We start from the raw sequence: 13,345 nt of genomic DNA, 5'->3' as shown, positions 1-13,345 counted from the left end.
AGCTGTCTGACTCAAAGCTATATGCATCTTGTCACTTTACTTTTCGCTTTAGCCTGAAAAAACCAGCAACTTTTAGCTGCTGGTTCTATTTGATTAAGATTCTAACATTGTTTTAAGGTTGATTCGGCTCAGAAACACCTTTTTGCAACATGGCATAGTCTTGCAAAACCTGTGCTGCTTCAATCACAAAAGCTTCTTCCTCAGGCAAGGCAGGACGTTGTGCCGCCTTCATTTTGGCACGCGCTTCTGCCAAAGCATCAATAGATGCCTGATAGCTTTCCCAATTAGCAAATGGTTTCAAACCTGTTTCCTGACGGCGTTTGTTTTCCGCAGTCAGCGTTTGTTGCTCCAAAGCTAACAACTCTGCTCTGCGTTGTTCAATATCTAACACAATGCTTTTGCGATCTTCAGTTTGTTTGGCAATTTGCTTACGTTGTTCCAAATATTGAAATTGCGGATCAAGCGTGACACGTTGCTGTGACAATTGCCCTAGCTTGGTGATGTACGGCTGTACTGAACCTTCACGCTTAAATGGCGCAGTTGGAATGGTATCCCACTTCAAGGCATTTTTCGCTTTGCGTTCACCAAACTCCTCATTGTAAATATCCACCAGTTTAATGTCAGGAATCACACCTTTGTTTTGGGTACTTCCACCTGTAATACGGTAGAACTTACGTTGAGTTAAGGTCGCCTGCCCATAGGCTAAGGTGTCGAGTTGTACCTGCGCTGTACCTTTACCTGTGGTGGTGCTACCAATCACAATCCCGCGCTGATAGTCCTGAATTGCAGCAGAGTAAATTTCACTGGCCGAAGCAGAAGCAAGGTTAATCATCACTGCCAATGGGCCTGCATAAGTCTGTGCACCGCCATCGTCATCTTCAAATACGCTCACGTTGCCATTGCCATCACGAATTTGCACTACAGGGCCTGATTTGATTACTTGCCCAAGCATACGTGCCACTTCTTCCAATGAGCCGCCAGGGTTGTTACGTAAATCGACAATAATCCCTGCGACATTTTTGGCCACCAAACTTTTCAGAGCATTGTTGGTATCTTCCGACACCGAGCGATATTCATTACCTGCACGACGCGCACGGTAATTCAAATAAAACGATGGAATTTCAATCACACCATAGGTATAAGTTTGACCATCACGTTTGATGTCAATCGTTCGTGAGCGAACTCCCGCATCTTCTTCCTGAATCACATCACGCACAATGGTCACATTACGCGCCTGATTCATCGCCGCACCCGCACCCAACAAACGCACAGTGACTTTGGTGCCACGTTTACCGCGAATCAGCCCCACAATTTCATTGCTCGGCCAACCCACAACATCCACCATTTTTTCGCCATCTTGCGCTACACCAATAATGCGGTCACCCGATTTCACCTGCCCAGTTTTACTGGCAGGACCACCTTCAACAATGGTTTCAATTTTGGTGTAGTCTTCATTGCCCCGTTCAGGACGAATCGACACCCCAATTCCTTCAAGCTGCAAAGTCGTTTGACGGTTCAGCTCCATCGCATCGACAGGTGGGAAATAATTGCTGTGCGGATCATAAGTCAGCATCATCGCATTCAAAGTTTTATCCAGCACGTCATCGCTCTTTAAACGATCCATTCGCTCTAACTGGCGGGTATAACGCTTGGTTAAAGTCTGAACTGGTGTCAAATCTTCTGGACTTGCCAAATCCTGACCATTGGTCAATTCAGGGTTATCTTTAATGGCTTTTTGTTTTGCCAATTCTTCTTCTTTGCTAATGGTCAGGTTAATGAGCTGCGACACCAGCATTTTTTGCCAATGTGTACGCATTTCTGCTTCAGTATTAAAGAATGGTGCTTTTTCACGATCTGTCTCAATCGTAACATTTGGCTGTTTTAAATTTTGTGGTTTTTTCAGCTCTGCCAACATGAAATGATAAAACTGTTTTAAGCGTTCACGATACTGTGCATGAATTTGATACGGTCCAGCCAAATTGCCTGCTTTTAATGAAGCACCAAAAGTTGCGGCATATTGTTTGCGGTATTGTTCAACTTCTTTAGCCAAAAACAAAGTATGGTCTGGGTCTAAACTGTCGATATAAAAATCAAAAATGCGCTGCGACGTCGCAGCATCTAAACGCTGATTTAAATAATGCTGACGATCGACCAAGGTCGCCAATTGACGCGAAACCAAAGCTTGTTCCTGCGTCGGCACAATACTGTTAGCAACGACAGCGGTATTATTGGCTGCAATTGCCTCGTTAATGGCGTGAGAAAAGAAAAAACCGCCAGTTGCTATTGCAACCGCACAAGCGATGGTTTGAAGTTTCATAAAAATATTTACGTCCTTGGTTTTTGACCAATCTCTGCTTTTCACAATGAATTGAGCAGATTCAAAATCTTATACAACTTAATTTAGGTCTGTCGTGTAGTTTTATCATAATCTGTGCTGTCAAAATGTAGCAAATCATTGCAGAATTCAGGTATTGTTTTTTTATTGATAAAAATCGAATACGGACACCCAATATGATTGGCGCATTGATGCTCGACATCGCTGGCACAGAACTTACTCAAGAAGATATTGAACTATTAAGCGCTCCGCAAGTCGGTGGAGTCATTTTATTTGCCCGAAATATCCAATCTCCTGCGCAAGTACGCGCCTTGACCGACCACATGCGTCAGGTGCGCCCTGATATTTTAATTGCAGTCGATCAAGAAGGCGGACGCGTACAACGCTTAAAACAAGGTTTTACCCTATTACCTGCCATGGGTAGATTTGGCGAGTTATACCAAAACGAACCTGAACGTGCCTTAGATTTAGCCGAAGAATGTGGCTGGTTGATGGCCACCGAAGTATTAGCCGTAGGCATTGATTTTAGTTTTGCACCCGTTTTAGATTTAAATGACATCAGTGATGTCATTGGAGATCGTGCTTTTGCTGCGCGTCCTGCCGATATTATTGCTTTGGCAGATGCTTTTTTACGTGGAATGCATCGTGCAGGAATGGCAACCACAGGCAAGCATTTTCCTGGGCATGGATCGGTTAAAGCAGACTCTCACGTTGCTGCCGCGATAGATTCACGTTCTTTTGCCGAAATTCAGCAACAGGATATGCAAACCTTTATCCAACTGCAAAATCAACTGGATGCGCTCATGCCTGCGCATGTCATTTATGATCAGGTCGATCCGAACCCTGCAGGTTTTTCTGAGTTTTGGTTACAGCAAGTGCTTCGCAAAGACTTGGGCTATGATGGTGTACTCTTTTCGGATGATTTAAGCATGCAGGCGGCTTGTGTAGCAGGCGATGCCGATGCACGTATTCATGCCGCTTTGCTTGCAGGCTGTGACATGGGATTGGTCTGCAACAACCGTGCTGCACAACGATTGGCTTTAAATGCGATTGCCGATTTACCCTTGCCGAATCAGGCACGTTTAGAACGCATGCGCGGTAAAATCCCTGAGCTTAGTGCAGAGTTTAGCATTGCTGAAGTTTTAGACTTGGGTGATGAATGGCGAAGCGTCCGTGATCGTATCTTGGTATTTAAAGAACAAAGTGCCACGCTACTGGCAGCACAAACTAGTCACGACCCGACCAATTATTCAAGTACCACTAAAAACGCTGCGACTTGAGATCACCACAAACTAACTAGGGTCTGTTGACAATTCGTCTATGTTTGCGACGTGAGAGATATATCTCGCAAGATTTTTTAGCTGATATAAGGCATGGGACAGGAAATTTAGTCATTCTAAATGACTGGCACATAACGCAATAGCAGCAAAAAATATGCTCGTCCTGAAAGGCTGTGGCTAAAACTTTCTCAGATTGCGTTATGGAACTTGAAAATAGGTCCACTATTCCCTGCGTTTTATGCCTGATCTGCTCAGTTTTAGCCTACAGCGCAAGCCATTTATGAAATGTCAACAGACCCTATACGCCTTCACTTTTTCACAGCATTTATACGACAAAGGAACACGACAGCTTGTTCCTTTTTGATTATGATAAACTTATTCTATTTTGAGTATATGCCTGACACCGCAGCTTGAGTGTCAAAGCATGCCTAAAAAGACAACGACCACCATACAAACAATTAAGGTCTATACGAAAATGACAAAAACATTGCTGAACAGCAAAATCACGACAGAAAAAAGGACTGAAATGCACAACTCGGATGCCAAGCCAACTCGCTCAGACACGACTGCATTGTCCAAACATCGGCATATTTCTTTTACCGCACATTATACGGGATATATCTGGTATCAAAGGGGGATTTCACATCCTGTATTTGCGACCCGAAAAGGCAAGTTTTTAGCCAAATTGGTACATCCTTTAGAAAACTGGGCAGAACGTCATGTGGGCGGCAGTATGCGCAGCACCCTCAAACAACGTCACCAAATGATTGATGCACACTTAACCGCACTGATTCAGCAACATCCGCAATTACAAGTGCTCGAAATTGCATCTGGGCTGTCACCACGCAGCTGGAACTTTCGACAAAAATATCCTGAACTGAATTACCGTGAACTGGATTTGCCTGATATGGCGCAAATTAAAACTCAAGCGTTACGACAAATTGACCACGACGCACCTGAAGTTCTCACCGCCGATATTTTTAGTGAATCCTTTCAACAGGCCTTTGAATATTTTGATCACTCGCAGCCCTTAGTAATTATTAGTGAAGGTTTAATTAACTACTTCAGCAAAGACATGCTACAACAGCTGTTAAATGGCATGTGTAACTACACCCAAGACTTTCCAGAACTGCATTATTTAACCGATATTTACCCTGAACCCGTCAAAAACAAGCTCGCCAATTTTATTTGGAACTGCAGCCGATTATTGAAATTTATGTCACGCAGTGCTTTCACCTTTCACTTTCAATCTCCGCAGGAATTAACTCAGTTTTTTCAAAATGCAGGTTTTGAGCAAGTGCAGCTACAACAACCACAACTGTATTTTTCCAACAGCTCTTTAGAAAAAACAACCGCAGAACATTTAGGCGATTTAGTCTGGATGGTTCATGCCTACAAAAAAAATAGCGTGGTTTAACACGCTATTTTGATTCTATTTTCTTTGGATAATTTTAAACCAAGCACTGATTTTATCTACTAACGGGCATATTCCAAATTTTGTGCAGCCGCTTTTTGACGTTCCACATAACGCAACAAACGCTCTGCCACCTCAAAACTACCATGCTTAAATAATGCGCGTAGTTGCTGCCCTTGGCTTTCAAAAATTAAACATTCAATGCTAAAACTGCCTTCCTCATCCTGTAATTCTAAGGCCATATCTCGTTCAAACTGTGCTGCTTGTGCCGCCAACGCAGCATTTTCAAAATCAAGCAATACACCAAAGAAGTTTAAATCGACAATGTGCGTGGCAATTTTCAAATCAGAATGACGATACTGCAAATGACTTTGCGGATTTTGCACCCGAATACGCGCTTCTCCACGGCGTTCCATCGTCAATAGTTGCGCACGTGTCATTGGAATAATGCCATCTAAGTCCTGAATAGATTCATCGCTTAAAAAGGTCGCAAATAAATTCATGGTTTCTTTACGGCGCTGTAATTGCGGCACATGATCTGCATTGGCAATCATGGCAAACTCCATGTTCGGGCACTGTAAGGCAAAATTGGCATTTTCATGCGGCAAGGTAAAACTGTCATATTGCCCACACGCCACCAAAACCTTACATTGCGGAATAGGCACATTGGTTAACCGCAATAAACGGTTGCAGTTCACATCGTAGCGATCTTGCTCTGTAGCGGTAAAGTCGGCCATTTGTCGGTAAAACAAACGCTTTGCAGTCGGTGACATGCGAGTTTGTTCCATTTTGGCATGATTGACCAAGTATAAAATCACCGCCTGACCAAATTCATCCATGCGCTGCTCTTTCATTAAATGCAGTGATTCTTCAAGCAACATGCGCCAACTTTTACGGGTCTTTTGCATAACCCCCATTAAAATCATGCGATCAATCAATTCAGGACGCTGATCTGCTAGACACGATGCCACCACCGAACCCAATGACATGCCCATGACGGATACTTTATCTAAGCCGACAATATCCAGCCAATCACCCAACATCTGACCTAAATCATGCAGTTCTAGCGTTCCTGCCGACTCACCTGTTTCCACATTGGTCATTTGCTGATTGGCGCCCATAGATGGCATATCAATTAAAATGATTGGCCCTGCACGAAAAAGCTGCTCGACACAATATTTATATGAATTAAAGTTTTGGAATGCACCACCAATAATCACAATTGGAGTTAAATGTGCGGTTTCTGGCTGAGCAATTGCCATGTATTCCACTTTCCAGCCGTTGATCCAAGTGGTACGAGCGGGTTGTTTAAAGCTGTGTTTATCGTAAATATCAAAAAAACAGACATGCGAACTTGCGTCCTGTACATCCGTGTCCATCTGGATCATGGAATTCATATTCCTTACCTCCATGCGCATTTTATTTTTATTGTGCAAGTGTTCGTCATTGAACGATTACCCACTTATCTGAATTAAAGTGGCATCCTGCTTATTGTTGTGAATGACATCAATGTCGTTATCGCATCATTCTATACAGGTGCTGATTTTATACGCAACATTTTCTATGACCGCTCATCTACTTTTAAATCATAAAGCATTTCAAAATATTAATTTTTGTGATGAAAGCATTGAAAAATATGAAAAGATTGAACAATTTAGTCGATTTTCCGCTGAGACGCTTCATTGTGCAGGCACAGACTGTTAATATCGAGTTGAAATTTCTAAGTGATCAAACCGCTATGCAAGAGTCTATTGAACAATATATGCAAACGGTAGGACAACAAGCACGCCAAGCCTCTCGTGTCTTAGCAAGCGCTTCTACCCAATCTAAAAACAATGCGTTATCGGCTATTTATACGGCATTGGAAAATAGCGAGTCCGCTATTTTAGCTGCCAACCAAATTGATATGACCAAAGGTCGTAACAACAACTTGGATAGCGCACTGCTTGATCGCTTAGAACTTAACCCCGCACGCTTTAAAGGCATGTTACAAGGTCTGAAAGATGTGATTGGTCTCATGGATCCAATTGGTGAAATTACCGATATGGCTTACCGTCCATCTGGTATTCAATTGGGCAAAATGCGTGTACCGCTAGGTGTGGTGGGCATGATTTACGAATCACGTCCAAACGTAACCCTTGAAGCTGCGTCTTTGGCATTAAAATCAGGCAATGCGATTATTTTACGTGGTGGTTCTGAAGCACTGGAATCTAACCAAGCGATTGCTGCCGCGATTCAACACGGCTTAAAAGCATCAGGCTTGCCAGAAACATCGGTGCAAGTGATTAACACCTCAGACCGTGCTGCCGTTGGGCAATTAATTACCATGTCTGAATATGTAGATGTAATTGTGCCACGTGGCGGTAAAAGTCTGATTGAACGCATCAGCAATGAAGCGCGTATTCCAGTGATTAAACATTTGGATGGTAACTGTCACGTATTTGTAGAAGCACAGGCCGATTTACAAAAAGCCCTGCCTATTGCCCTGAATGCAAAAACTCACCGTTATGGCGTCTGTAATGCCATGGAAACATTGTTGGTCGATGAGGCTGTTGCCGCACAATTCTTGCCACGTATTGCCGAGCTATATGCAGAAAAACAAGTCGAATTACGCGGCTGTCCTGCAACCCAAAAGATTTTGGGTACAAGTGTTAAAACAGCAACCGAAGAAGATTGGTACACCGAATATTTAGGCCCAATTTTGGCAGTTAAAGTGGTTTCAGGAATTGATGAGGCAATTGAACATATCAATAAATATGGTTCACATCATACTGATGCCATTATTACTGAAAACTTTAGTTTGGCGCGTCAATTCTTGGCTGCGGTAGATTCTAGTTCAGTCATGATTAACGCTTCTACACGCTTTGCTGATGGTTTTGAATATGGTTTAGGTGCTGAAATTGGAATCTCTACCGATAAAATTCATACCCGTGGCCCTGTCGGTTTGGAAGGTTTAACCTCACAAAAATGGATCGTGTTTGGCGATGGTCAAATCCGCCAATAAAATCCATCTGTAATTTTGCAATATCCAAATATAATGTTCAGTTTCACAGGAAGCTGAACATTATTCCCTTCTATTTTTTAGACATTGTTTTAAGACACAGTTCCACTACACATTTCTGCCTCACGCTCACTTAAAATAAAAACACCATCAAGATTAGAAAAATCATCAAAAAGAGTGGCGATGCTTATGTTTTATTATTTGATTATTAGTACCTTTGCTTTAGCACTGTTGGTGTCGTTCATTGTCATGGGTCTGTTTTCCAGCTCCATCAATGCAATTTTGGCGCGTATCATCCACGACCCAATTCATGAAGCATGGGCAAAGTACACCAAATTTGCAGGCATGGTGGTCGGCACATCTTCAGGCATTCGTATTTACGATATGGAAAAATACATTACCCCACTCACCTATGCCGAAAATGACAAAAGAATTGTGATTGAACTGACGCAAGAACGCTGGGTATTGGAAATTTACCGCACCATTATTGAAACCTTACAAGGCTTGGCGTGGATGATGTTGGTGTTTTTTATGGTGGCACTGATTGCTTATGTGATTGTCCGTTGGTCGGAAATTAAATACGCTGCCAAATCAAAATAAACCGACAAAGATTGAGGAAATAATTTAAAACAGTTTGCCACTCGCCTGCAGAATGAAGTGTGCTATGTTAAGAGAATACAACAGGAATTAAGCAGAAATTTTAGACCATCATTTCATGAAAAAATGAAAGTTTTGGGCTGATAAATTTTAATTATTTCTGATTTCATGGTCGATAATGCTTAAGTCTAATCTCCTAAAGTCTATCTAGGAGCAATAAAAAACCCATGATAAAACATACGTAATGATCAAGATTGCAACACAATAGATTGCCGTTTGCCATATCTTGCAATGCAGCTTGATTGACTAGGGATAACTTCAATTAGAATTCGGGTACATAAAAGTGACTACATCAGTATTAGTGATTAACTGCGGATCTTCTTCTATCAAATATGCGCTTGTATCTGAAAGCGTTGGAGATCGTATCTTTGGTTTGGCAGAAAATCTAGGTTCTGCTGATGCGCGCATTAAAGGCATTACCGCAGGTGGTGAGCCGCTCGAACTTTCTATTCCACATGCTGACCATGAAAAAGCATTGGAAACTATTCTTGGTCGCTTATCTCAATATAAGCCACAAGCCATTGGTCACCGCGTTGTACACGGCGGTACTTTAACCAAAGCAGAATTATTAACTGAAGAAATCGTGCAACGTATTCGTGAAGCAACTCCGCTTGCACCTTTACACAACCCTGCACACTTGGTGGGTATTGAAGCAACAATGCGTTTGTTCCCAGAACTTCCGCAAGTGGCTGTATTTGATACTGCATTCCACCAAACGATGCCTGCTCACGCTTACCGTTATGCAGTGCCTAAATTCTTATATACCGACCACAACGTACGTCGTTATGGCTTCCACGGTACAAGTCACGCATACGTTTCAGAGCGCGGTTCAGAGTTGGCTGGCAGCTTCAAACAAGGTGGCTGGTTAACTGCTCACTTGGGTAACGGTAGCTCGACTTGTGCAATCTGGAATGGTCAAAGTGTAGACACATCGATGGGCCTAACCCCACTTGAAGGTTTGGTGATGGGTACTCGTAGTGGTGATGTAGACCCAAGCTTACACAGCTTCCTTGCAAGCAACTTAGGTTGGGATATCTACAAAATTGACAAAATGCTAAACAGCCAAAGTGGTTTACTTGGTTTGTCAGGCTTATCGAACGACATGCGTACCCTGATTGAAGCATCTGAACAAGGCAACGAAGATGCAACGCTTGCAATTGAAGTATTCTGCTACCGTTTAGCTAAATCTTTAGCTGCACTTAGCTGTGGTTTACCACGCTTAGATGGCTTATTCTTCACAGGTGGTATTGGCGAAAACTCTGCGTACATCCGTGAAAAAACTGTATCTTACTTGCCACACTTTGGCTTTAACTTCAGCAAAGAACGCAATGACAGCTTAAAACGCGGTACCGAAGGTCGTATTGATGCAGGTACAGGCGGTCCACAAATTTGGGTTGTACCAACTGACGAAGAAGGCCGTATTGCGAAAGAAACTGCGCAAGTTGCAGAGGAGCTAAAGTCAGCTGCAAAAAAGTCTGAATGTGACGCTGCGATTGCTTAAGCAATCGTAGTGCTCAGCCACTTTCAATCAGTCCCTTTACGATTTAGAAAAAATTATGAAAACAATACTTTTGGTTCCTACAGAAATTGGTGTTGGTTTAACATCAGCATGTTTAGGTTTAATTTACGCTTTGGAATGCCAAGGCGTAAAAGCAGGTTTCTTAAAGCCTTTTTCACAAGAATTACAACCTGAAGCAGACCGCACAACTGCGTTGTATCGTCACCTGTTCAAGCATGAAACAGTTGAGCCGATTTCTTATACTGCGCTGACTGAGCGTTTAAAAAATGATGAAAATGACGAATTGCTTGAAGATGCAGTTCGTTTACATCGTGAAATTTCTAAACATCACGATATCATTATTGTAGAAGGCGTGTTGCCAAACGGACGTGATCCATTTGCAACTGAATTGAATGCAAATTTGGCTAAAGCACTTGATGCAAAAGTCATTATTGTCAGCAATGCCGACATCAACAATGCTGTTAAAACAGCGTCAAAAGTAGACAATCAATTACGTTTCTTTGGTGGTGCAACTTGTGAGCGTACTGCGGGCGTATTGTTTATGCGTACCAAAGGTTTACCAGAAGATTCTGCACAAATTCCTGTTACGCTTGATCCAAACTTACGTTTAATTAGCGACACCAACCAGTTTGTCAGCAAAATTCAAACTACACATCCAATGATTGGTAAAGATTGCATGCCAGTGATTGGCTTGGTGCCATTCAGCAATACTTTAAGTGTGCCACGCATGTCGGACTTGGCTGCACACATTTCTGCAGAATGGATTAACCAAGGTGAAGCAGCGCAGCGCCGTGTATTACACAGCAGCTTAATTGCATCGAATATTGAACACGAAATGCATAAATTCGTTGCAGGCGAGCTGATTATCAGTGGTTCTGACCGTGTCGATGTATTGCTTGCCAGTAGCTTAGCCAGCAGCAATGGTATTCCACTTGCAGGTTTGGTGTTAACTGAACATCAAGCACCAAGCGCACAAGCTTTAGAGTTCTGCCAAGCAGCAATGAAAAATGGCTTGCCAATTTTACATACTAAATTGAGCACCTTTGAAACTGCACAACAGTTATTAAACCTGAGCAATGAAATTCCTGTAGATGACACTGAGCGTGCTGAACAAGTTACTCGTTTTGTTGCGAGCCACATCAACGCTGACTGGTTAACGCAATTAATCAGCGATACGCATAAACCACGTTTATCGCCTTCTGCGTTCCGCCATGAATTGGTGCAAAAATCAATTGCAGCGAAAAAACGTATTGTATTGCCTGAAGGTGATGAACCACGTACCGTTCAAGCTGCAGCAATTTGTCAATCACGTGGTATTGCCCACTGTATTCTATTGGCAAAACCTGAAGCTGTTGTAGATGTTGCCAAAGCACGTGGCATTGAGCTTCCACACGATTTAGAAATCATTGATCCTGATTTGATCCGTGAAAACTATATCGAAAAAATGGTGGAAATGCGTAAAGGCAAACTTACTGACGATCAAGCACGTGAACAGCTGCAAGACACTGTCGTATTAGGTACGATGATGTTAGCACTTGATCAGGTTGATGGTTTGGTGTCTGGTGCTGTGCATACTACAGCCAATACAGTTCGTCCCGCATTCCAGCTCATTAAAACTGCACCTGATTATTCATTGGTATCTTCAGTATTCTTTATGCTGTTACCAGATGAAGTATATGTGTACGGTGACTGTGCGATTAACCCAGACCCAGATGCTGAACAATTGGCTGAAATTGCGATTCAATCTGCTGACTCTGCAAAAGCGTTTGGTATTGACCCACGTATTGCCATGATTTCTTACTCAACTGGTACTTCGGGTGCAGGTGCTGACGTAGAAAAAGTAGCGAAAGCGACTGAAATTGCGAAACAACGTCGTCCTGACTTACTGATTGATGGCCCATTACAGTACGATGCAGCATCGGTTGAAAGTGTTGGTCGCTCTAAAGCACCAAACTCTCAAGTTGCAGGTCGCGCCAATGTGTTCATTTTCCCTGACTTGAACACAGGTAACACGACGTATAAAGCAGTACAGCGTTCTGCTAACGTGGTGAGTGTTGGCCCAATGCTACAAGGCTTGAACAAGCCAGTGAATGACTTGTCACGTGGTGCATTGGTAGATGACATTGTGTTCACGATTGCATTGACTGCGATTCAGGCAGAGCAACAAGCAGCTCAATAATTCGTAAAGTTAAGTTTTACAAACCACCTGATTGAAAAATTGGGTGGTTTTTTTATTCCACACTGTAGATTCATAGATCACTACAAAAATTGATTAGCTCCATCCAATCTATTTTTAAAACCTCTGCACCAACCACACCGTATGCCCTGCACAGTCCTGATCTTCCGCGAGCATTTTCACAACTTTAAAGCCATAATCTTTTAACAATTGCCGATATTCATCCTGCGACAAACTGGCGTGATAAAGTGCTTCACCAAACATTTCCCCAATCGCCTCACCCGCAGCAGGTCCACTGCTAAACATTAAAACTGTATTGGCGGTAGACCATTGCGCAAATTTCTCGAACATGCAGCGCTGATCGTTTGGCGTTAAATGAAAAAAGCTATCCCACGCCAAAATACCATCAAAGCACCGATTCAAGTTCACTGAGCGCATATCGGCTTCAATCCAGCACTGTTCAGGAAAATGTTCACGTGCCATCTCCAGCATGCTGTCTGCGCTATCTACCCCTGTAAGTTGATACCCATGCTGTAATAGATATGCAGCAATAGGACGCCCCGAACCACAGCCCAAATCTAATATTTTGGCCTGCGCAGGCAAATAAGCAAGAAAACGGTCCAGCCAAGTTTTTTCATATAACAACTGACCGCGCAAGTCTGTCCACGCTTTTGCATGCCGTTGATAAATGGGGATAATCTGAGCAGCTAAATGCGTGTGATCATTCATATTTACCCCTAACATCATTCCAAAGAAGTCTTTGAACATAGCTGAATTTGCACCAACAAAACAGCAAAATCATGGCCCGTTTTGACGACATAATTTTATGGATATTTCACAAATTCTCTCAAGCTAACGACTGATATTAAACTTTCGCCCAAAGCTTGATCAAAGTGCCCACAATCGCTGCATTTTATCTTATAATTTAGCCCGCTAGCTATCCGCCCGCTCAAGAGATTTTTG

General features: G+C 42.7%; 9 protein-coding genes. 6 read left to right on the top strand and 3 right to left on the bottom strand.

Annotated elements, in window-relative coordinates; genetic code table 11:
• Positions 1 to 112 precede the first annotated feature (112 nt).
• The gene (locus AC07E5_RS02755) at positions 113 to 2,317 is read right to left on the bottom strand and encodes a carboxy terminal-processing peptidase (protein ID WP_253131855.1); all 2,205 of its coding nucleotides are present in this window, start codon (positions 2,315 to 2,317) and stop codon (positions 113 to 115) included.
• A 194-nt stretch (positions 2,318 to 2,511) separates the two neighbouring features.
• Here AC07E5_RS02755 and nagZ point away from each other — a divergent pair, with 194 nt between their 5' ends.
• Positions 2,512 to 3,615, top strand: coding sequence for a beta-N-acetylhexosaminidase (nagZ, locus tag AC07E5_RS02750; RefSeq protein ID WP_180037420.1), 1,104 nt, complete (start codon positions 2,512 to 2,514; stop codon positions 3,613 to 3,615).
• Positions 3,616 to 4,141: 526 nt separating this feature from the next.
• Positions 4,142 to 5,032 carry a class I SAM-dependent methyltransferase gene (locus AC07E5_RS02745; protein WP_004974878.1) on the top strand — a complete coding sequence of 297 codons (891 nt, stop codon included), beginning with the start codon at positions 4,142 to 4,144 and terminating at the stop codon, positions 5,030 to 5,032.
• 59 nt (positions 5,033 to 5,091) lie between these two features.
• Here the strand turns inward: AC07E5_RS02745 and AC07E5_RS02740 are convergent, their stop codons facing one another.
• Entirely contained in the window at positions 5,092 to 6,426 is a 1,335-nt protein-coding gene (locus AC07E5_RS02740; protein WP_004974874.1) for an alpha/beta fold hydrolase, read from the bottom strand.
• Between the two features lie 341 nt (positions 6,427 to 6,767).
• Between AC07E5_RS02740 and AC07E5_RS02735 the strand changes: the two genes are divergently transcribed.
• From AC07E5_RS02735 to pta, 4 genes are all read left to right on the top strand, one after another.
• Positions 6,768 to 8,033: a glutamate-5-semialdehyde dehydrogenase gene (locus AC07E5_RS02735; protein WP_096901406.1), complete on the top strand. Its 1,266-nt coding sequence runs from the start codon at positions 6,768 to 6,770 to the stop codon at positions 8,031 to 8,033.
• A gap of 186 nt (positions 8,034 to 8,219) precedes the next feature.
• A complete protein-coding gene (locus AC07E5_RS02730) occupies positions 8,220 to 8,630 on the top strand; it encodes a hypothetical protein (RefSeq protein ID WP_253131856.1) in 411 nt (136 codons plus the stop codon).
• A 340-nt stretch (positions 8,631 to 8,970) separates the two neighbouring features.
• Positions 8,971 to 10,188, top strand: a complete 1,218-nt coding sequence (locus AC07E5_RS02725) for an acetate/propionate family kinase (RefSeq protein WP_096901391.1) — start codon at positions 8,971 to 8,973, stop codon at positions 10,186 to 10,188.
• Positions 10,189 to 10,243: 55 nt separating this feature from the next.
• On the top strand, positions 10,244 to 12,385 hold the full coding sequence (gene pta, locus AC07E5_RS02720; RefSeq protein WP_253131858.1) for a phosphate acetyltransferase: 2,142 nt from the start codon (positions 10,244 to 10,246) through the stop codon (positions 12,383 to 12,385).
• 114 nt (positions 12,386 to 12,499) lie between these two features.
• Here the strand turns inward: pta and AC07E5_RS02715 are convergent, their stop codons facing one another.
• Positions 12,500 to 13,111, bottom strand: a complete 612-nt coding sequence (locus tag AC07E5_RS02715) for a class I SAM-dependent DNA methyltransferase (protein WP_253131859.1) — start codon at positions 13,109 to 13,111, stop codon at positions 12,500 to 12,502.
• Positions 13,112 to 13,345 lie beyond the last annotated feature (234 nt).

Source organism: Acinetobacter seohaensis, assembly GCF_056431365.1.
This window is presented reverse-complemented; position numbering and strand designations above follow the sequence as displayed.

Bases quoted from the DNA above. Each gene is read 5' to 3' on its own strand.
- AC07E5_RS02755 (WP_253131855.1), bottom strand. From the start codon at position 2,317: ATGAAACTTCAAACCATCGCTTGTGCGGTTGCAATAGCAACTGGCGGT.
- nagZ (WP_180037420.1), top strand. From the start codon at position 2,512: ATGATTGGCGCATTGATGCTCGACATCGCTGGCACAGAACTTACTCAA.
- AC07E5_RS02745 (WP_004974878.1), top strand. From the start codon at position 4,142: ATGCACAACTCGGATGCCAAGCCAACTCGCTCAGACACGACTGCATTG.
- AC07E5_RS02740 (WP_004974874.1), bottom strand. From the start codon at position 6,426: ATGAATTCCATGATCCAGATGGACACGGATGTACAGGACGCAAGTTCG.
- AC07E5_RS02735 (WP_096901406.1), top strand. From the start codon at position 6,768: ATGCAAGAGTCTATTGAACAATATATGCAAACGGTAGGACAACAAGCA.
- AC07E5_RS02730 (WP_253131856.1), top strand. From the start codon at position 8,220: ATGTTTTATTATTTGATTATTAGTACCTTTGCTTTAGCACTGTTGGTG.
- pta (WP_253131858.1), top strand. From the start codon at position 10,244: ATGAAAACAATACTTTTGGTTCCTACAGAAATTGGTGTTGGTTTAACA.
- AC07E5_RS02715 (WP_253131859.1), bottom strand. From the start codon at position 13,111: ATGAATGATCACACGCATTTAGCTGCTCAGATTATCCCCATTTATCAA.